Here is a 19,253-nt window from a genome sequence, read left to right as displayed (position 1 = left end):
GCACTCCATCTGCCGGATGCAGCTTGATCAGTCGTCCTGCGCCCAGCGCGCCAGGTTCTGCCGGATGTTGCCAATCCCCTCCCAGGGATCCTTGCGTCGGCGCTTGAGTCGCGCGGGCACGTCCTGGATGGTGAACACGTTCGCAGCCTGCAGCTTCGACAGCTCTGGCCAGGCCAGCGGCATCGCCACCGGCGCGCCTGGCCGCCCGCGCAGCGAGTACGAGGCCACGGCCGTGGCGCCCCGCCCGTTGCGCAGGTAGTCGATGAAGATGCGCTTGCTGCGCTTGCTCTTGGTGGCCGTGGCCAGGAAGCGGTCGGGCTGCGATTGCGCCAGCGTCTCGGCGAAGCCGCGGGCGAAGCGCTTGGTCAGGTCCCAGTCGCAGCCCGGACTGAGCGGCACCACCACGTGCAGGCCCTTGCCGCCGGAGGCGCGCAGGAATGATTCGAGTTCGAGCTGCTCCAGCAGCTTGCGGATGTCCGCGGCTGCCTTCTTGATCTCGGCGAAGGGCACGCCCTCGCCCGGGTCGAGATCGAACACCACGCGATCGGCCACGTCCGGATCCTGCGCGTGCGATCCCCAGGGATGGAACTCGAGCGTGTTGAACTGCACCAGCTCCATCAGCCCGGCCGCGTCCTCGACCACGAGGTAGTCGGCACTGCGCCCGCTCTCCTCCTTGAGCCGCGCGGTGGACACGCGCTCCAGGCCGGCGGTCAGATGCTTCTGGAAAAAACAGGCCTGGCCGATGCCGCCCGGGCAGCGGATGACCGACAGCGGTCGCCCGATGATTTCCGGCAGCAGGTGGTCCATCACGGCGGTGTAGTAGTCCCACACCTCCTGCTTGGTCGTGCCCGTGTCGGGAAACAGGATCTTGTCGGGGCTGGAGAGCGTGGGCAGGCTGGTGTCGCGTTGCGGCCCGCGGCTGTTCTTGCCCACAGCGGTCTGGGCGGCCTTCTTCGTCGCTCCCTTGGCAGCCGCTTTCTTCCTGCCGACCGTCTTCGTGCCGACCTTCTTCGTCGCAGCCTTCGTGGTGCCCGCCTTCTTCGAGGTGCCGCGCGTCGCGGCGGTTGCCTGTGCCATGTCCGTCACCCGGGTGCTGGTGGAGTCGCGATCGCTGTCGGCGAGGTCGCCGATGTCCTTGTCCCAGCGCACCGCCTTGAGCGAGGGCTGGCGCAGCAGCTCCTGCCGGCCGATGCCGCGGAAGTTCACTTCGACCACGAAACGTGGCGCGAACCACGTGGCGCTGCGCAGGTCGGTATCGGTGGTGCCGACGAAGGCGGTCGCCTTGCTGCCGCCACCACGCAGCTTGTCGCCCACCTCGCGCATCAGCGCGTCGTTGAACCCGCTGCCCACGCGACCCACGTAGCGCCAGCGGTGTTCCGGGTCGGGCCTGGCCAGCAGCAGCGAGCCGAATCCCTTGCGGCTGCCCTTGGGCGCGGTATAGCCGACCACCGCGAACTCGTCGCTGGCCAACTGCTTGGTCTTGCGCCAGTCGTCGCCGCGGCCGCCGTGGTAGGGCCGATCGCCGCGCTTGGAAATGATCCCCTCGAAATCGCCCTCGCCCGCCAGCTTGTAGGCCGCCTCGCCGTCGCCCTCGATATGCGAGCTGTAGGCCAGCTGCGGAGGCGCGCCTTCGAGCAGTTCCTCCAGCAGCGACTTGCGCTCGATCAGCGGCGCGGCGGAGATGTCGACGCCGTCCACGTGCAGCAGGTCGAACAGCGCCAGCGCAAGCCGACCCTGGCGCTCGCCCGACAGCGTGGACTGCAGCAGGTTGAAGTCCGCGCGGGTGCCGCTGCCGGCCAGCAGTTCTCCGTCCAATGCGCCCGAGCGCAGGCCCAGCGCCTCGATGGCGGCGCGAATGTCGGGCAGCCTGTCGGTCCAGTCCAGCGCGTTGCGCGACCACAGCCGCACCTGCCGATCCTCGATCGTGGCAACGATGCGGTAGCCGTCCCATTTGAGCTCATGGATCCAGTGCTCGCCCTTTGGCGGTGCGTCGCCGAGCCTGGCCAGCTGCGGCTCGAACGGGCCGGAGGGCGCATCCGCCTTCGTCGCGCCCGCCAGCTTCAGGGCCTTGCGCGCCCAGTCCTTGCGTCGCGCCCTGGCGACGGGGACTTCGGCGAGTTTCCTGCGCGTGGTCTTGCCCGCGCCGGCGCGCTTGACGTCGCCTTCGGGCGCCTTGGCGACATCGGCCAGCAGGTCGTCCGCCTCGAGGGTGCCGGCGTAATCGTCGCGGTCCTTGAACAGCAGCCACTGCGGCTGCCGGGCCGGCTTGCCCGAGCGCACCAGGTGCCAGCCGCCCTTGAGCTTGCGCCCGAACAGCTCGAAGCGCAGGTGGCCCTTGGCCAGCTGCGCCGCGGGATCACCATCGGTGGTCCACACGCCGTGGTCGAAGCGCGCCACGTGCCCGCCACCGTATTCCTCGCGCGGGATTTCGCCTTCGAACGAGGCGTAATCGAGCGGATGGTCTTCCACCTCCACCGCCATGCGCTTGACCGTCGGATCGTAGCTCGGGCCCTTCGGCACCGCCCAGCTGCGCAGCGCATCGCCCACCTGCAGGCGGAAGTCGTAATGGCGGCGACTGGCGTGGTGCAGCTGCACCACGAAGATCGGACGCTTCCCGCGCGGCGCGGCCTTGCCCGGCTCAGGCTCGCGGGTGCGGTCGAAGCGCCGCTTGCGGCGGTAGTCCTCGATCGTCATGGCTGCACCCGGCGCGCGGGAGCGCGCTTGCCCGGTGCCTGCGTCCGCACTTCCACCCAGGTTGGCGCGTGGTCGCTGGCCTTCTCCTGCAGTCGCACCCAGCGGTCCACGCCGGCGTCGACCAGCCGGTTGGCCAGCACCGGGTTGAGCAGCAGGTGGTCGATGCGCAGGCCGCGGTCGCGCTCGGCATGCTGGCGGAAGTAGTCCCAGAAGGTGTAGATGCGCGCTTGGCCATGCACGTGCCGCAGTGCGTCCGTCCAGCCCTGCTCGAGCAGGCGCTCGTACTCGGCGCGTACCTCCGGCTGCAGCAACGCATCCTTGCGCCAGCCCTTGGGATCGTAGATGTCGTCATCGGTCGGGATGACGTTGAAGTCGCCGATCAGTGCCACCGGATGCGGCAGCTCCACCAGCGATGCCGCATGCCGGATCAGGCGCTGCATCCACTTGAGCTTGTAGTCGAACTTGGGGCCTGGCTGCGGATTGCCGTTGGGCAGGTAGAGCCCGGCCACGACAACGCCGTGGATCGCCGCTTCCAGGTAGCGGCTCTGGCCATCGCTGCGGTCGCCAGGCAGGCCGCGCCTGCTCTCGACCGGAACCGTGTCGCGCCCCAGTAGGGCGACCCCGTTCCACGAGCGCTCGCCCTGCCAGATTGCCCCGTAGCCGGCCTGTTCGAGCTGGGCGGCGGGGAACGCCTCGTCCACCGCCTTGAGTTCCTGCAGCGCGACGATGTCGGGCTGCTCGCGCTGCAGCCAGGCCAGCAGGTGCGGCAGGCGCGTGCCGATTCCGTTGACGTTGAAGGTGGCCAGCTTCAGCGTTTTCGCGCGCGGCATTGCGGCGGCCTCTTGTCGGACTGTCGTGCCGGGCCTTCACCCGCAGGACGAGTTGCAGCCGGACAAGGACGATGTCACGGCACGCAGCCGTGCACATGGAAGGAACACCGGATCATCATGATCGGACCGTGAATGCTGCGAGACAGCGCCACCGTGACTTCAGCCGCGACCCGTCGCGCCCGTGACCCTGGCACCGCCCCCGGCCTCCCTCGTCGACCCGGCGGCCGCACCGGCCTCGCGCAGCGGCACCAGCGGCGGGATCACCAGGGTGGTGTATTCCACGTAGTGTGCCTGCGCGAGATCGCGCAGCATCAGGCGCTCTGCCCGCGGACTTTCGATCGGCAGGCGCGCGGCTTCGTACAGGATCACCTCGTGCTCGCCCGGGTACCAGCGCTGCAGCCGTTCGACCAGCGCCTGCAGGCCTTCGGGCTCGGCGTGGAAGCGCGAGCACGTCAGGTCGCCCGACAGCGCCACCTGCCACAACAGCACCAGTCCGCTGTTGTCGGGCACGCGGTCGTAGACCATGAAATGCGTGGCTTCCATCGACTGCACGCCGTGCCGGCCCGGGTCGATGCCGAGATCGGCGTACAGGCAGGCCTCGGCCGAGATCCCCGGCTCCATCCGTGCGGCGAAGCCTTCGGCACGGGCCTTGCGCACGACCGCGTGCGGCACGTCGGCGAATACGCCCGGGTGCCCGTAGAACACCGCGCACACGCGCTTGCCGGACCGCACTTCAGCCATGATCGCGGCATCCATCTCGCGGTAGGTGTCGCGCCGGTCCTTGCCGTCCGCGTAGTGCACGCCCAGGTTGACCGCATCGGGACGGAAATCGCGGATCATGCCCAGCGAGAACGCATCGACCAGGCACAGCACCACGTCGGCTTCGCGGATCTCCGACAGGCTGCGCTCGCTGATGTGGCGGCCGAACTCGATGCCGCTGCCCACGACCACCAGCCCGCCGGACGGGGACGATGGGCCGTCGCCTGCGTTGCAGGCATGCACGACGCGATCCCGGCCTTCGTGCTTGGCGCGGTACAGGGCCTGGTCCGCCTCGTGGATCAGCTGCTCCAGGGTGTGGGCGCCGTCGTTGGCCTGGCAGACACCAGAGCTGACGCTGAAGCGCACCGTCTGCCCGAACACCGCAAGCGGTTCGATGCGCGCGCGCAGGCGTTGCAGCATGGCCTCGGCCGCTGCCGCGTCCGCGTTGAGCAGGATCGTGAACTCGTCGCCGCCGCTGCGCCCCGCGACGCCGCTGTCGCCAACCTCGTCGCGGATCCAGACACCCAGTGCGCGCAGTGCCTCGTCGCCGGCGGCGTGGCCGTGGCGGTCGTTGACCCCCTTGAAGCGGTCGATGTCGAGGACGATCGCGGTGAACGGCGCGCCGCGGCGCTGCGCCTGCGCGAACGCGTCCTCGCCCAGCTTGCGCGCCTGCTGGTAGTTGTAGAGGCCGGTCAGGCTGTCGTGCTCGGAGCGCCAGCGGTAGCGACGGCGCTCACGCAGCGAGTGGCGCAGCAGCAGTACCAGGAGCAGCGCGATGATCACCAGCCCGGCCATGCCCGAGGCCAGCAGCCACTGCCTGCGCTGGGTGGCGGTCACCTGCAGGGCAGCCAGTTCCTTCTCCGCCTCCAGCAGCGCGATCTGCTGCTCCTTGAGGCGGGTGTCGAACTCGACCTGCAGGTAGGTCAGCCGACGCTCGCGCGCGTCGCGATCGGCGATCGCGGTGGCTTCCGCACCGGCGCGGAAGTGGGCCAATGCGGCGACCGGATTGCCGCGACGCTCGGCCAGCCGCGCGCGCAGGTTCTGCGTTTCGGCAATGGCCAGGTGCGCCTCTTGCTTGCGGTAGTAGGCCAGGGTGCCATCGAGCAGGACGTCGGCCTGGTCGAGATCCCGGTCCAGTTCGATCAGGCTCTCGGCCAGCACCAGCCGCGTGCTCCACACGCCCGCGGTAAAGCCCGCCGCTTCGAATTCCGCCAGCGCCTGGCGGGCCCAGTCCAGCGCCTCGCCGTGGCGGCCCAGGCGGGCCGCCATCTTGCCCACGCCGTATTTGCCGTTGGCGGTGAACACCGGATCGCCCGCGCGTGAGCAGGCCTCGATCTGGCGCCGGCGCCAGGCCTCGGCTTCGGCGTAGTTGCCCGAGTGGTCCTCGGCAAGCGCGACATCGCTCAGCGCCAGGCACAGCGCCCTGGGATCGTTGCCCGGCAGCACCACCTCGAGCGCGCGCATGGCCAGGTCACGCGCCTTGCCGGTCTCGCCGACCAGCGTATGCAGGTAGCTCGCGCCGCTCAGCAGGCCAGCCGATTCGGATGGCGCCTCGGGCAGGTACGCAAGGCCTTCGCCGAGCCAGGCGAACGCACGTGGCCATTGCTCGAGATTGGCGGCAACGCTGATGGCCGTGTTGTACACACGCAGCCGCAGCTCGACGGGGAGCTCGTGTTCGAGCAGGTTGGCCAGCCCTTCAAGTGCCTTGGCCTGGTCTCCGGCAAGCGCAAGGTTGCGCAATCGCACGAAGTCGAGGCGATGCCGCTGTACGTCGGTTGGCGTGCCGGGCTGCTCGGCCAGCCGCGCGATCGCCGCCTCGGACTCGCGCCAGTGCGCGGTCACCGCCAGCCGTTCGATCTCGCGGACCTGCGCCTCCAGGGGATCGTCCTGGGCGAACGCCGGCATGCATGCAAGTGCCAGCCCCAGCAGGGCACCGGCGATCAATCGGCCCATGGCGGCTGCACCGGGACGCCGGCGCGATTACTCGTAGAGCTTGATGGTGTGGTTGGTCGCGAACTTGCCATCCGCCAGCCCGGTGAGCCGCTTGACCGCCGCGTAGTCGCGTTCGGCCATCGCCTTGCGCTCTTCATCGGTCAGGCCTGCGCGCTGCAGCACCGAATCAGGATCCCGTGCATATTCCTCGGCAAGCGCGGCATCGCTGCCGAGCCTTCTCATCAATCCAAGCAATTTCGACATTTCAAGTCCCCCGGTCGCCCCACGTCCATCGTTACGCCGGGTATCGCCAGGCCCGGCGTTGCGCCGGGTCTCCCGCGACACGGGCGCACTGCCCCTGCTGTCTTTACCGGGGCGACATTAGCACAGCGCGCAGACGCAGCGGACGTGCCGCCGGGAAACAAGCTTCCACCCCGCGTGCACACCGCGGCCGCTAGCCTAGCTGGCGCTACAGCCATCCCGGCCCCGGTTCGCACCCGTGCGACCGGCGCGGCACCACCGCCTGCCCGGCCCCGCAAAAGGCGGTAGCCAGCCCCTGCACGAAAGCGATCCGCCTGTCCGCGTCGTCAACAGCTAAGGAGTTCCCGCGTGGCCGTCATCGTCGAGCACCGGTATCCCGATACCCTCCATCCGCTGCATGCGGTCGTCCTCGCCGGCGCGCTGCCGCTGTTCGTCGGCGCGCTGCTGAGCGACATCGCGTATGCGCGGCATTACGAGATCCAGTGGAACAACTTCGCATCCTGGCTGATCGCGGGGGGGCTGGTCCTGGCGGGCATCGCAATCGCATGCGCCGTGGTGGGCCTGGCCCGCAAGGGATCGCGAACCCGCCGCCGGGTCGCCTACCTGCTGGTGCTGGCGGCGGCCTGGATCGTGCAGTTCTTCAATGCCCTGATGCACGCGCGTGATGCCTGGGCCAGCATGCCTGCCGGCCTGGTGCTTTCGGTGATCGGCACCGTGCTGGTCGCGATCGCGGTTGGGCTCGGCTTCTGGGCACCGCGTACTGGAGGACAGCCATGACCATGTTCCTGCGATTGCCCGCCATCGCCCTGGCCGCGGCCATCCTGGTTGCCTGCAACGCGGCACCGCAGCCAGCGGAGCGCCAGTACGGCTCCGAACCCGACCTGCCGCAGCCACACCGCGGCGTGCTGCCCAACATGACCATTTCGACCCCCGTCGAATGGGGTGGGCTGCAGCCGGTCGCGCCTGCGGGCTTCACGGTCCGCGCCATTGCCACCGATCTGGGGATTCCGCGCCAGACCCTGGTGTTGCCCAATGGCGACATCCTCGTGGCCGAAGGCCGGGGCGGCTATGCCAAGCCGCTCAAGCCCAAGGACGTGATTGCCGGGATGATCAAGTCCCGCGGCAACACGTCCGTGCCGGGCGGCAACCGCGTGACGCTGTTGCGCGACGCCGATGGCGACGGCACCTATGAACTCAAGACCGTCTTTGCCGAAGGCCTCGACGCACCCTACGGCCTGGCGCTGGTCGGCGATGACCTGTTCGTCGCCAACCAGGACGCGGTGGTGAGGTTCGACTACCAGCCCGGCCAGACGCGCGCATCCGGCCCGCCCGAGACGCTCGCCGAACTGCCTTCAAAGATCAACCATCACTGGACCAAGGCGATGGCCGCGAGCGACGACGGCCGCTTCCTCTACGTCGGCATCGGTTCCAACAGCAACATCACCGAGCGGGGCATGAACGCCGAAGCCAACCGGGCGGTGGTGTGGCAGATCGACGTCGCCACCGGCATGCACCGCACCTATGCCACCGGCCTGCGCAATCCGACCGCCCTGGCGGTCCAGCCCGGCAGTGGCCAGCTCTGGGCCGTGGTCAACGAGCGCGACGAGATCGGCCCGGACCTGGTGCCCGACTACCTCACCTCGGTGCGCGACGGCGGCTTCTATGGCTGGCCCTACAGCTATTGGGGCAGCAACGTCGACGATCGCGTCAGGCCGCAGGATCCGGAGAAGGTCGCATCCGCGATCACGCCGGACTATGCGCTGGGTTCGCATGTGGCGGCGCTGGGACTCGATTTCTCCGAGCCGGTGATGGGGCCGGAATTCGCCGATGGCGCATTCGTCGGCATGCATGGCAGCTGGAACCGCGCCGATCCGGTGGGCTACAAGGTGGTGTTCGTGCCGTTCCGCGATGGACGGCCCGCCGGGGATCCGGTGGACTTCCTGACCGGCTTCCTCGACCAGGACGCGCAACAGGCACGTGGCCGCCCGGTCGGCGTTACGGTGGATCCGCGTGGCGCGCTGATCGTCGCCGATGACCTGTCAAACACGATCTGGCGCGTGAGCCGAGATGGTGCGGTGCAATCGGTGCCGGTGCCTGGAGCTGCGGGCGAATTGACGCCCGGACCGGGGATGGAAGCGCAGGCAGAGGCAGAGACGCCGCCGGAGGAATGATGGCGGCGCGGGTCTCGACGTGACGGCGCGCGACCAGCGCAGCGCTCAGGCCTGGAACACGGGTTCGAGCAGGCGGAAGGTCCCGGCATCGGCGTCCATCTCCACCCTGCCGCCGACCGGGACGATGAACTGCTGCCGGATGTGCCCGATCATCGCGCCACGATAGGCGGGAATTCCGAGCGGCCTGATGTGGTCGTCCAGGATTTCGTCCAGCGTCAGTGAGCCGTAGCCGTCGCCGGGATCGCAGTCCGTGCATTCACCGAACACGAGTCCGGCGATGCGGTCGAGCGCGCCCATCAGCTTGAGCGTGCTGAGCATGCGGTCGATGCGGTACGGCGCTTCCGACACGTCCTCGAGGAACAGGATCCTGCCGGTGAAGTCAGGCAGGTAAGGCGAACCGGCAAGCGCGGTCAGCACCGTGAGATTGCCGCCCACCAGCTCACCGCTGGCCTTGCCGCCCGCAATGGTGAGCGTGCGGTTGCGCCGCGGCACCAGCTCGTCGCCGGCCTCGACCAGGTTGCGGTACTGCATCAGCTCGCGCTGGAAGAACAGGCGCTCGAACTGGTCGGCATTGAAGCGGTTCCAGCTGCCGGTGCCATTGGGGCCGTGGAAGGTGACCAGTCCGCTGCGGGCAAGGATCGCGTTGTGCAGCGCGGTGATGTCCGAATACCCCAGCAGTACCTTGGGATGGGCCCGGATCATGTCGTAGTCGAGCAGCGGCAGCACGCGCGCCGCGCCCGACCCGCCGCGCACGCAGATGACGGCATTGACCTCGTCGTCGGCGAACGCCGCGTTGAGATCAGCGGCGCGCGCTTCGTCCGTACCAGCGAGGTGTCCGCGCCGTGCGCCGTAATGCGCGCCGGTCCTGACGCGGAAGCCCAGCGCTTCCATCACCTCCTGCGACAGCTGCAGGTTGAGCCGGTCATCTGTCGCCGACGACGGGCTCACCAGTGCCACCGTGTCGCCCTTGTTGAGCGGTGGCGGAAGCACTCGCGCGGGACCGGATGCGGCTGCAGCTGCAGCACCAACGCCCGGCAGCGACGCCATCAGACCTGCGAGCGCCGCGTTGCCAAGAAACTGTCGCCTGTGCATGCCGCCGCCTGTGGTTCGGAAGTCCGACACAGGGTAGCCGTCACCTGCCCGGTCAACAATCGGCGAGCCGACATCCTTGTGCCGCATGGGAAAGGCGTCGGTTCCGTAATCGGACCCAGCCGGTTGGACCGCGCGCCCCACAGAAATCGGGCGACTGCCCCCTACCCGCCCTTCCGGTGTGCCGGAAGGGCGGCTCGCAAGCTTGGCGCGTTGGATCAGAAGCGCGCTTCTACGCCCAGCATCAGCATGTCGGCGCGGTTTGCGTCGTAGAAGAAGTCGCCGTCTTCCCAGTAATAGTCGTTGAAATAGACGTAATTCGTGTACACCAGGCTCATGTTGAAGTGGCGGTTGAAGTCGACGCCCAGGCCGACGCCGAAGTAGCCGCCATCGACGCTGTTGTCGAACTCGTCCTCGGCCGCCATGTAGCCGGCCCGCACGAGGCCGTAGACCGGATTGGTCGCGCCAAAATTGAAACGGGCGTTCACCCCGATGCTGGCGTAGTCGATTTGGGAGATGCGCCAGCCGTCGTCCGTGGTGTCGCTCAACTGCCCGCGCGCCACCTCGATGCCCACCAGCGCCACGGGACCGGCCTGCCATCGATAGCCTGCGCTGACCGCGCGTGCGGACTGGTCCACGTCTTCGTAGATCCAGCCCCTGCCGCCCTGCACGCCCACGAAGAAGCCACCGCGGCCTTCCTCGTAGTGCGACCTGACCTGCTGTTCGCCCGCGTAGGGCTGTGCCTGCGGGTATTCGCCGACCTGCGGCTGTACCGACTGCTGCGTTGCATGCCCACCATCGTGGGACTGTGTAGCCGTCGGCAGGCGCTTGGCCGGGTCCGGGTCTTGGCCCTGTGGCGGCGCCCAGGCCTGGACCGGTTTGTTCTGCGCATGCGCGCCCGCGGATGCCAGGACGGCAGCCACCATGACGGCGGCCATCGCGGCCGCCAGTCTGTTCGTACTCATGTTTTTCCCCTGATTGGACTTGGCCGACGCGCGTGGCGCGACCGCTTGCGCGACACGGTGATCGTCAGGCAGATGCCGTCCGAAACCAGGCGGTAATGCCCATCGGTGCGCCGGGGCTTCGCCCCACCCCACGTCCGTGTCGGCGCACAGCGTGGGGAGCGCGTCCCTGAGTGTCAAGCACACACAAGCCCGGTCGGGCCGGGAACCGATGACATATGCGGCGACTCCGCTCCCGAAGCCGCCTCACGGTCATGCGCCGACCCGTCGGCGGGGGGATTCCGCTGGCGGCGTTGTCGCCGCCAGCCATCCCTTGTGCTCAGGCTTCGCTCATTCCAGCGGCCGGCTCCGGCGCGCTGCCGCTGCGCACTTTTTCCTCGATGCGCCGGCCCACGTCCGGATCGACCGACGTCCAGTACCAGAAAGCGCGTTCCAGCACCGGGCTGCGCACGCCACCGAGCAGCGCGCCGGCGACGGTGTCGACCAGCGCCTGCCGCTCGGCGTCGTTGAACACCTCGCGCACCAGGGTACCGGGCTGGATGAAATCGTCGTCGTCTGGCCGCAGGGTGTAGGCGCTGCGCACCATCGGGCCGTCCACCTCCCAGCCATCCTCCATCGCGCCGGTGTCGTCGGCCCAGGAACGGCCGCCGCTGTTGGTGGCGTACACGGGTGCGGCGCCGCTGTGGTGGTAGGCCATCTGGCCGTCGAACATGTAGGTGTTTACCGGCACCTTGGGCTGGTTGACCGGCAGCTGGTGGAAGTTGGTGCCGATGCGGTTGCGCTGGGCATCGTTGTAGGCGAAGGCGCGGCCCAGCAGCATCTTGTCCGGCGACAGCCCGATGCCCGGCACGGTATTGCCCGGCGAGAACGCGGCCTGTTCGATCTGGGCGAAGAAGTTCTCCGGGTTGCGGTCGAGCGTCATCGTGCCGACTTCGATCAGCGGGTAGTCGGCGTGCGGCCAGACCTTGGTCAGGTCGAAGGGATTGAAACGGTAGGTCTTCGCATCCTCGTAGGGCATCACCTGCACCGACAGCACCCACTTGGGATGCTCGCCGCGGGCAATGGCGTCGAACAGGTCGCGGCGATGGAAATCGGCATCGCTGCCGGCCATGTCCTTGGCCTCGGCGTTGCTGAAGAAGTCCATGCCCTGCTGCGTATGGAAGTGGTATTTGACCCAGAAACGCTCGCCGGCGGCGTTGATCCACATGTAGGTGTGCGAACCGTAGCCGTTCATGTGGCGCCAGGTGCGCGGCAGGCCGCGCGGGCCCATCAGATAGGTCACCTGGTGCGCGGATTCGGGATTGTTGGTCCAAAAATCCCACTGCATGTGGTTGTCGCGCAGGCCCGAATCGGGCAGCCGCTTCTGGCTGCGGATGAAGTGCGGGAACTTCATCGGGTCGCGCACGAAGAAGATCGGGGTGTTGTTGCCGACCAGGTCGTAGTTGCCTTCGCTGGTGTAGAACTTCATCGAAAACCCGCGCACGTCGCGCCAGGTGTCCGGGCTGCCCATCTCGCCGGCCACGGTCGAAAACCGGATCAGCATGTCGGTCTTCGCCCCGGGCTGGAACAGCGCGGCCTTCGTGTACTTCGACACGTCCGCGCTTGTCTCGAACACGCCGAAGGCGCCGGCGCCCTTGGCGTGCGGCTGGCGCTCGGGCACCTTCTCGCGGTTGAAGTGCGCCATCTGCTCCAGGAAATGCACGTCGTGCAGCACGATCGGGCCGTCCGGGCCGATGGTGAGCGAGTTGCGGTCGCTGGGTGCGGGGGCACCGGTACTCATTGTCGATCCGGTTGCGTGCTTGTCGTCCTGATCTGCCATGGCGTTGCCCTCTATGCTTGTGAAGATTGTGTGGATGCTGCGCCGGGATACGTTAAGGTTCTGTACCGCGAGCCGGTAAAGGTTGCAGCGGCCCGAGGGGCACCACGCCGGTGGGGTTGATGGTGAGGTGGCTCTCGTAATAGTGACGCTTGATATGGTCCAGATGCACGGTGTCAGCGATCTCCGGAATGGCCATCATCCTGCCCAGGAAGGCGCTCAACGCCGGATAGTCCGCGATCCGCCGCAGGTTGCATTTGAAGTGACCGTGGTAAACCGCGTCGAAGCGCACCAGCGTGGTGAACAACCGGATATCCGCCTCGGTCATGCACTCGCCGACCAGCCACTGCTGCCCTGCCAGCCGGGTTTCCAGCCAGTCGAGCGCCGCGAACAGTGGCCGCACCGCGTCCTCGTAGGCACTCTGGGTGGTCGCGAATCCGGCCTTGTAGACGCCGTTGTTGACCTCCGGGTACACCCGCGCGTTGACCGCGTCGATCTCCGCGCGCAACGCCTGCGGATAGTAGTCGCCGGGCTTCGCCCCGAGCTGGCCGTAGGCGTCGTTGAACATGCGGATGATCTCGGACGACTCGTTGCTGACGATGGTGTCGGTGGCCTGGTCCCACAGCATCGGTACGGTGACACGTCCGCTCATGCCCGGCCTGGCGCGCACGTACAGCTGGTGCACGTAGTCGGCGCCCATCACCGGATCGGGGGTGACGCCCGGCCCCTCCTCGAAGGTCCAGCCGTGTTCGAGCATGCGCCAGTGCACGACCGACACCGGCACCAGGTCCTCCAATCCTTTGAGCGCGCGCAGGATCAAGGCCCGGTTTGCCCAGGGACAGGCGTAGCTGACGTAGAGGCGGAAGCGTCCGGCCTCGGCGCGATGACCGCGCTGCCCGTCCGGGCCGGGACCGCCATCGGCGGTCAGCCAATCGCGGAAGCTGGCCTGCTCGCGCTTGAACGCGCCGTCGCTGGTTTCGTACCACTTGTCATGCCACTGGCCGTCGATCAGAAGTCCCATGCATCCTCCGCCGTGTATGCCTGCCCACAGGATACCGGCGCGACGATGGGCGGGGCGTATCGTTCACGGGTCACTGCGTTCCCGGGTGGCGGCGTTCTGCCTCCCCACGGCGGGGCCGCATGAAGCTCAGCCTCAGCCTGGACCCGTATCGCGGGCGCGCTCGATCCGGTAGTCGATGGGTTTGTAGCTGAAGTTGTTCGACTGTCCCGCCGAACACGCGGTCATCGCCACCACCAACGGCATTTGCGCGCGCAGCCGCACCAGGTCTCCCGGCCTGCTCAGCGGCGGACGCACGGCGATGGCGCCGGTGTCGGCATCGACGGTGACGTGCATGAAGATATTGAAGGCGACCGGGATGCGGTCCACGCCGATGCCGTAAGGCGCCAGCGCCGCGGCCAGATTGCCCTCACAGCCCGGACGCCCTTCCTTCTCGTCGTAGAGCAGTTCGAACATCCGTTTCGAACACGGCGTCAGGGTGAAGTCGTGGCGGCCGCAGCTGTCCTCGACGATGGTGAACATCGGGCGGCTGCGGTTGGAGTACAGCACATCGCCGGTGGTCAGCCAGAGCCTGGAGGCGTAGTCGATCGAGCGGCCGGAAGACAGGTATTCGTCCAGATCGTCGCGGGCGAACGCGGTGAGGTCACTCACCTGCTGGCCCAGTGGATCCACCACGATCAGCTCATCGCCGGTGTCCAGTTCGACGGCGACGCCCGAGCATGGCGCGATGCGCTCGAACCCGCCATCCGCGGGCGCCGTCGGCTGCGTTCCCTGCCCGCTCATCGGGTCTTCCGGATCCGCAGCGGGCAACCCCACTCCGGCTCCACCGCGCGACCGCTGTATTGACGGGTTTCGCTGGCGACGCCGAAATCGGCCAGGTTGGGGTTGATCGAGCCCTGCAGCGCGACGTCGCGTGTGCGCGTGGCCTTCTGCATCTTCGCGTAGCGTCCATCGGCGCGCAGCCGCTCGAACTGCCGGTGCGAATTGAACACCAGCGCCGGGACTTCGAAGCGCCGCGCGGTCCGCGACGCGCCCGGATGCAGCCCGATCACGAAGAACGGATGGCCGCCCAGGCTCAGGCTGAAGGCCGGGTCGTCGGGATTCCGGCTGACATCCGCTGCCCAGGGATTGCCGGCGCGTGCATCCAGATCGTGCAGGCGCTGCAGCTGCGACCACAGCAGGGCCTCGAACCGTCGCTCGTCGGTGTCGCGGGGGCCGTCGAACAGCGCGACTAACGACCGCAGGATCGTCGCATCGCCGTCGACGCCTTCGTCCAGGACCGGTATGAAGGATTCGATCTGGCTCAGCAGCCGGGCATCGTTGTGCCGGTCGCCCAGCGCGGCCAACTCGAGCACCTCGATCGATTCACGCGCCAGCGCAGCCTTCGCGCCCACGCAGGGAAACGACGCCTCGCCAAGAAAATCGCGGAAACGCGCGGTCAGTCCATTGCTGGCAGCTGAACGCGGCTGTGGCGGGCGCGGCTGCGTGTCGGGGTAGTTGCGGGTGGTGGCAAACGCTCTCATCTGGCGCGAATTCCTGGCTGCAGGCGGAGATCCCGTGATCGGGTTTCGTGCACCCTATCGACAGGCATGCCAAGGCCGCGTGTGGGGCGCACGCGACCGCGCCCGCGCAAAATGCGACACTGGGCATTCGTTCATACGTGGAGTACCCGTGGCCAAGCCCAACTATTCATTTGAAAAGCGCCAGCGCGAACTGGCCAAGAAGAAGAAGCAGGACGAGAAGGACGCAAAGAAGCGCGCCGAGCGCGATGCCAAGGCGGGCACCGCACCCCCGCAGGACTAGGCCTTGCCGGCGAGCCTCTGGCTCATCCAGGCCGCTGGTCACCCGCGGCCCGGCCGGATCCGCCTGCCAATGCGACGAATGCCGCGAATGGGTGCGGTCCCTGCCTCCGCGTAGTCCGCGCATGCCGCGGTCGATTTCCCGGACTCCCGTTCGTCGACAGGAACAGGAGGACAACTCCTGCATCACGACAGCGGAGCAGGAACGTGGGCAACCCGAACACGATCTGCCTCTGGTTCGACGGCACGGCGCTTGACGCCGCGACGCACCGCCGTCATGTCGGTGCATGCCGGCATCCATTGGGCTCACGTGAGGGGCCGCGCCCTCTCCCGGGGGCAGCCGGCTACCAGTGGTCTTCCAGCATCCGCGGCCGGCAGGCCTGCCAGGCGCCGGCCAGCATCAGCCCCACGCACAGGACGAGGAAGGCGAACGACCACGTCCAGCCGCCCGTCGCCTCGTGCAGCACCCCGAACAACAGCGGCCCGGTGCAGCTCATCGTATAGCCCACGCCCTGGGTGAAGCCCGACAGCGCGGCCGAACCACCCGCCGTGCGCGTGCGCAGGTTGATCAGGGTCAGGGCCAGCGGGAAGGTCGTCGGCCCCAGTCCCAGCAGGACCACCCACAGCACCGGCCACTGCATCGGCGCCAGCCACAGGCCGGCGAACGCGGCCAGGTACGCCAGCACGCAGGCGGCCACCAGCGGGAACGGGTTGCGCACCCGTGTCGCCCATCCCGGCACCAGCAGCGCGCCCAGCAGCCCGAGCGCGGCGAACAGCGCGGTCATGGTCCCGCCGAAGGCTTCGCTGGCGCCGGATTCGGCCAGCAGCTTGGGCAGCCAGGTGAACATCGTGTAGGTGATCAGCGAGGTCATGCCGAACATGAAGCTCATGCCCCAGGCCAGCGGCGAGCGCCAGACCTTGCCGCGGGCCGGGGCCGGGGCGAGCTCGGGCGCCTCGTCGCCGGTCGCGACCGCACGGTCGTGGATCGCCGCAAGCACGCCCTGGTGGCGCCGCTCCTGCCACAGCACCGCCAGCCACGACAGCACCGCCGCCACCGCCAGCAGCGACCAGATGCCCAGCGACACGCGCCAGCCAGCGGCCTGCGCCAACGGCACCGCCGCCAGCGCCGGCAACATCGTGCCCAGCTGCAGGACGGTGATGTACAGCGTGCTGACCGTGCCGACCCGGTCGGGGAAGTAACGCTTGACCAGCGGCGGCAGCACGACGTTGCCGATGCCCATGCCGGCCAGGGCCACGATCGAGCCGCCCAGCAACCCGCCGGTCCCCCCGGCGAAGGAACGCACCAGCAGGCCGGCGGCCGCCAGCAGCATCGACAGCAGCGCGGTGCGCTCCAGTCCGATCCGGTGCGCCAACCGCGGCGTCAGCACGCCGAACACGGCGAACGCTGCGGTCGGCACCATGCCGAACACGCCGGTCATGGTCGCGCCGAAGCCAAAGGTCTGGCCCAGGCTGTCCAGCAGCGGCGTGAGCGAGGTCACCGCCGTCCGCAGGTTGAACGCGGACAACAGGATGCACAGCAGGGCCAGCAGGCGGCCGGCCCAGGGGAGACGGGGGGAAGTCATCGCGGCATTTTCGTCCATCGCGCAGCGGAAAGGCAGGGTGCTGCGCGCGCTGCAGTGTTGCGCCGGAGCCTTATTCCACCGGCACCAGTCGATGCGCTGCGTCCTCGCACACCACCAGTCCACCCTCCCCGCCTGCCGCGCCCATGGCGCGTACACGCATGCCGACGGCCAGGGCCTCCACGTCGACCGGGGCGGCCTTGCACAGGTTCCAGCGCGCCGGCAGCTCCACCGCCACGCTGCCACGGTCGGCGGTGTCGACCCGGATCACCGCATTGCCGTCATAGGTCCACGGCTGTGTATCGATCGAGGCGACCGTGCCTTCGATCACGGAGGCCCCGGCCGTCGAAGGTGCCACGGCCGGCGCCGTCGCGCAGCCGGCAACGCACAGGGCAAGGCACAACGCGACCGAAACTCGAACGCATGCAGGACTGGGCATCGCAACTCCAGGATCGCCATCGAGGGCGGCAAGATGACATGACGGCGTGCATTCCCCGTCAATGCCCCGCGCGCGATCCAGCGCACCGCGAAACCCGCGCCTGCAATACTGCGCCACCGCTGTGCCACGGAGTTCGAACCGCATGCGTCACATCACCGCCTTGCTGCTGCTCTCGGCACTGGCCACGTTGGTGCCGACCTGGCACGGCAGCGCGCAGGCCGGCGAAGCCGACGCGCGTACCGCGTCCCGGGACGCGCCTCTGCCACCGCCGCCTGCGTGGCTCGACGAACTGGACAGGCTGTACGACAGGCAGGTCCGCGTCGCGGGCCTGGAAGACCGCCGATTCAAGCCGGAGCAGTGGTGGCAGATCGCGCACCCACTGATCGACGGCGCCCGCGGCTTCCGGATCGAGGAAGTGGGCCGCAGCGCCGAGGGCCGACCGCTGCAGCACGTGTCCTGGGGCGACGGCGACACACGCGTGCTGCTGTGGTCGCAGATGCATGGCGATGAGAGCACCGCGTCTATGGCGCTGGCGGACCTGTTCCGATTCCTGGGCGAACATCCCGCCCATCCGCTGGTGCAGCGCCTGCGCCAGGGCACGACCCTGCACGTGCTGCCCATCGTCAATCCCGATGGCGCGGCGCGCTTCCAGCGCCGCAATGCGCAGGGCATCGACATCAACCGCGACGCACGCGCCCTCGCCTCGCCCGAAGCGCGCGTGCTGCACGCGTTGCGCGAACGCGTCAAACCCGCGTTCGGTTTCAACCTGCATGACCAGCAGGTGGGCTACCGCGCCGGCAGTTCCGACCGCGGCACCGCCATCGCCCTGCTCGCGCCGGCGTTCAACGAGGCGCGCGACGTCGACGCCAGCCGCGGCCGGGCCATCGAGGTTGCGGTGGCCATCAGGGCGGTGCTCGAGCCCCATGTCGGCGGACACATCGCCAAGTGGGACGACACTTTCAACCCGCGCGCCTTCGGTGACCTGACCGCGAAGGCCGGCGTTTCCACCGTGCTAATCGAATCGGGCGGCATCGAGGGGGACCTGCACAAGCAGCAGCTGCGCAAACTCAACTTCCTGGCCCTGGTCGCCGGGCTGGAGGCGATCGCCACCGGCTCGCACGCCGGCCTTCCGCACGCGCGCTATGACGAACTCCCGCGCAACGGCAAGCCCTGGCCGGACCTGCTGGTCCGGGGTGGCACCCTGGTCCTGCCCGGACAGTCGCCGGCGCAGGTGGACGTGCTGGTGGACTTCAGCGAACCCCTGCTCGAGCGCGGCGGCCGCATCGAGGACATCGGTGATCTGCGCGACACCCGCGCCCGCCGCACGATCGACGCCAGCGGGCTCTACATCCTGCCATTCTCGCCGGCCTCGGCGGATGCGGGGCCGACCGGCTTCTCGCCGGGGGCGCCGGCCTACTTCCTGCTGAGCCGGGACGCGGCCGGCAGTGAGCCCGTCTGGACGCTGGCCGGGGACGTCGATCCCTCCAGCCCGGCGCCCTGACGCGACGAAGCCCCGGCGCGGACGCAAGGCTTCGGATCGACCCGGGATTTCCGATGATTGATGCATGAAACATCATCTTTCAATGTTTTCATATCAATTATGCGGTGCTGGACCTTAGAATCGAACCATGCAGGAGACCCCGTGATCACCGCCCCACAACTGCGCGCCGCGCGCGCCTTGCTTGGCATCGACCAGCGCCGGCTGGCCGAACTGGCCGGCGTATCGCTGCCGACCATCCAGCGCATGGAAGCGAGCGATGGCACGGTGCGCGGCGTGGTGGGCACGCTGATGAAGGTGGTGGATGCGCTCGAGGCTTCTGGCATTGAGATGATCGGCGATGGCCAGGCCAGCGTCGGGCAAGGACGCGGTATCCGGTTGAAAGCACCACGGGAGGGCTGAGCC

General features: G+C 68.5%; 17 protein-coding genes. 5 read left to right on the top strand and 12 right to left on the bottom strand.

Features of this window, described 5'->3' with window-relative positions:
- Nucleotides 1-27: 27 nt before the first annotated feature.
- The 4 genes from ligD to ACW5DW_RS07890 form a co-directional block, all read right to left on the bottom strand.
- Nucleotides 28-2,694 carry a DNA ligase D gene (ligD, locus tag ACW5DW_RS07905; protein ID WP_457018215.1) on the bottom strand — a complete coding sequence of 889 codons (2,667 nt, stop codon included), beginning with the start codon at nt 2,692-2,694 and terminating at the stop codon, nt 28-30.
- Nucleotides 2,691-3,524: an exodeoxyribonuclease III gene (xth, locus tag ACW5DW_RS07900; RefSeq protein WP_457018214.1), complete on the bottom strand. Its 834-nt coding sequence runs from the start codon at nt 3,522-3,524 to the stop codon at nt 2,691-2,693. Before xth ends, ligD begins: the two co-directional genes overlap by 4 nt.
- A gap of 159 nt (nt 3,525-3,683) precedes the next feature.
- A complete protein-coding gene (locus ACW5DW_RS07895; protein ID WP_457018213.1) occupies nt 3,684-6,236 on the bottom strand; it encodes a diguanylate cyclase in 2,553 nt (850 codons plus the stop codon).
- Nucleotides 6,237-6,263: 27 nt separating this feature from the next.
- Nucleotides 6,264-6,479 (bottom strand): hypothetical protein, encoded by a 216-nt coding sequence (locus tag ACW5DW_RS07890; protein WP_457018212.1) that lies wholly within the window; start codon nt 6,477-6,479, stop codon nt 6,264-6,266.
- Nucleotides 6,480-6,824: 345 nt separating this feature from the next.
- Here ACW5DW_RS07890 and ACW5DW_RS07885 point away from each other — a divergent pair, with 345 nt between their 5' ends.
- Both ACW5DW_RS07885 and ACW5DW_RS07880 read left to right on the top strand, forming a co-directional pair.
- Entirely contained in the window at nt 6,825-7,253 is a 429-nt protein-coding gene (locus ACW5DW_RS07885) for a DUF2231 domain-containing protein (protein ID WP_457018211.1), read from the top strand.
- Complete coding sequence (locus tag ACW5DW_RS07880) at nt 7,250-8,647, top strand: PQQ-dependent sugar dehydrogenase (protein WP_457018210.1); 1,398 nt, start codon at nt 7,250-7,252, stop codon at nt 8,645-8,647. The genes ACW5DW_RS07885 and ACW5DW_RS07880 overlap by 4 nt, the downstream gene beginning before the upstream one ends.
- A 45-nt stretch (nt 8,648-8,692) precedes the next feature.
- On the opposite strand, the gene ACW5DW_RS07875 is transcribed toward ACW5DW_RS07880, so the two are convergent.
- The 6 genes from ACW5DW_RS07875 to gntA all read right to left on the bottom strand — a co-directional run bounded on the left by ACW5DW_RS07875 (nt 8,693) and on the right by gntA (nt 15,055).
- Entirely contained in the window at nt 8,693-9,637 is a 945-nt protein-coding gene (locus tag ACW5DW_RS07875; RefSeq protein ID WP_457018209.1) for a S66 peptidase family protein, read from the bottom strand.
- A 317-nt stretch (nt 9,638-9,954) separates the two neighbouring features.
- Nucleotides 9,955-10,701, bottom strand: a complete 747-nt coding sequence (locus ACW5DW_RS07870; protein ID WP_457018208.1) for an outer membrane beta-barrel protein — start codon at nt 10,699-10,701, stop codon at nt 9,955-9,957.
- 316 nt (nt 10,702-11,017) lie between these two features.
- Complete coding sequence (locus ACW5DW_RS07865) at nt 11,018-12,478, bottom strand: catalase (protein WP_457018207.1); 1,461 nt, start codon at nt 12,476-12,478, stop codon at nt 11,018-11,020.
- A gap of 91 nt (nt 12,479-12,569) precedes the next feature.
- Nucleotides 12,570-13,535 (bottom strand): glutathione S-transferase family protein, encoded by a 966-nt coding sequence (locus ACW5DW_RS07860; RefSeq protein WP_457018206.1) that lies wholly within the window; start codon nt 13,533-13,535, stop codon nt 12,570-12,572.
- 132 nt (nt 13,536-13,667) lie between these two features.
- Complete coding sequence (locus ACW5DW_RS07855; RefSeq protein ID WP_457018205.1) at nt 13,668-14,315, bottom strand: DUF1989 domain-containing protein; 648 nt, start codon at nt 14,313-14,315, stop codon at nt 13,668-13,670.
- Nucleotides 14,312-15,055: a guanitoxin biosynthesis heme-dependent pre-guanitoxin N-hydroxylase GntA gene (gntA, locus tag ACW5DW_RS07850; protein WP_457018204.1), complete on the bottom strand. Its 744-nt coding sequence runs from the start codon at nt 15,053-15,055 to the stop codon at nt 14,312-14,314. Before gntA ends, ACW5DW_RS07855 begins: the two co-directional genes overlap by 4 nt.
- 148 nt (nt 15,056-15,203) lie before the next feature.
- Between gntA and ACW5DW_RS07845 the strand changes: the two genes are divergently transcribed.
- Entirely contained in the window at nt 15,204-15,335 is a 132-nt protein-coding gene (locus ACW5DW_RS07845; RefSeq protein ID WP_457018203.1) for a hypothetical protein, read from the top strand.
- 340 nt (nt 15,336-15,675) lie between these two features.
- Here ACW5DW_RS07845 and ACW5DW_RS07840 read toward each other — a convergent pair whose 3' ends face one another.
- Nucleotides 15,676-16,932 (bottom strand): CynX/NimT family MFS transporter, encoded by a 1,257-nt coding sequence (locus tag ACW5DW_RS07840; RefSeq protein WP_457018202.1) that lies wholly within the window; start codon nt 16,930-16,932, stop codon nt 15,676-15,678.
- 52 nt (nt 16,933-16,984) lie between these two features.
- Complete coding sequence (locus ACW5DW_RS07835; RefSeq protein WP_457018201.1) at nt 16,985-17,242, bottom strand: hypothetical protein; 258 nt, start codon at nt 17,240-17,242, stop codon at nt 16,985-16,987.
- A 250-nt stretch (nt 17,243-17,492) separates the two neighbouring features.
- Between ACW5DW_RS07835 and ACW5DW_RS07830 the strand changes: the two genes are divergently transcribed.
- Both ACW5DW_RS07830 and ACW5DW_RS07825 read left to right on the top strand, forming a co-directional pair.
- Nucleotides 17,493-18,851, top strand: a complete 1,359-nt coding sequence (locus tag ACW5DW_RS07830; protein WP_457018200.1) for a M14 family zinc carboxypeptidase — start codon at nt 17,493-17,495, stop codon at nt 18,849-18,851.
- A 141-nt stretch (nt 18,852-18,992) separates the two neighbouring features.
- A complete protein-coding gene (locus ACW5DW_RS07825; RefSeq protein WP_457018199.1) occupies nt 18,993-19,250 on the top strand; it encodes a helix-turn-helix domain-containing protein in 258 nt (85 codons plus the stop codon).
- Nucleotides 19,251-19,253: the final 3 nt, after the last annotated feature.

Source organism: Luteimonas sp. A482, from assembly GCF_054072655.1.
The sequence above is the reverse complement of the archived record's forward strand: the minus strand, read 5'-3'. Positions and strand labels throughout refer to the sequence as shown.

Bases quoted from the DNA above. Each gene is read 5' to 3' on its own strand.
- ACW5DW_RS07870 (WP_457018208.1), bottom strand. From the start codon at position 10,701: ATGAGTACGAACAGACTGGCGGCCGCGATGGCCGCCGTCATGGTGGCT.
- gntA (WP_457018204.1), bottom strand. From the start codon at position 15,055: ATGAGAGCGTTTGCCACCACCCGCAACTACCCCGACACGCAGCCGCGC.
- ACW5DW_RS07840 (WP_457018202.1), bottom strand. From the start codon at position 16,932: ATGGACGAAAATGCCGCGATGACTTCCCCCCGTCTCCCCTGGGCCGGC.
- ACW5DW_RS07865 (WP_457018207.1), bottom strand. From the start codon at position 12,478: ATGAGTACCGGTGCCCCCGCACCCAGCGACCGCAACTCGCTCACCATC.
- ACW5DW_RS07860 (WP_457018206.1), bottom strand. From the start codon at position 13,535: ATGGGACTTCTGATCGACGGCCAGTGGCATGACAAGTGGTACGAAACC.
- ACW5DW_RS07830 (WP_457018200.1), top strand. From the start codon at position 17,493: ATGCGTCACATCACCGCCTTGCTGCTGCTCTCGGCACTGGCCACGTTG.
- ACW5DW_RS07890 (WP_457018212.1), bottom strand. From the start codon at position 6,479: ATGTCGAAATTGCTTGGATTGATGAGAAGGCTCGGCAGCGATGCCGCG.
- ACW5DW_RS07895 (WP_457018213.1), bottom strand. From the start codon at position 6,236: ATGGGCCGATTGATCGCCGGTGCCCTGCTGGGGCTGGCACTTGCATGC.
- ACW5DW_RS07880 (WP_457018210.1), top strand. From the start codon at position 7,250: ATGACCATGTTCCTGCGATTGCCCGCCATCGCCCTGGCCGCGGCCATC.
- ligD (WP_457018215.1), bottom strand. From the start codon at position 2,694: ATGACGATCGAGGACTACCGCCGCAAGCGGCGCTTCGACCGCACCCGC.
- xth (WP_457018214.1), bottom strand. From the start codon at position 3,524: ATGCCGCGCGCGAAAACGCTGAAGCTGGCCACCTTCAACGTCAACGGA.
- ACW5DW_RS07855 (WP_457018205.1), bottom strand. From the start codon at position 14,315: ATGAGCGGGCAGGGAACGCAGCCGACGGCGCCCGCGGATGGCGGGTTC.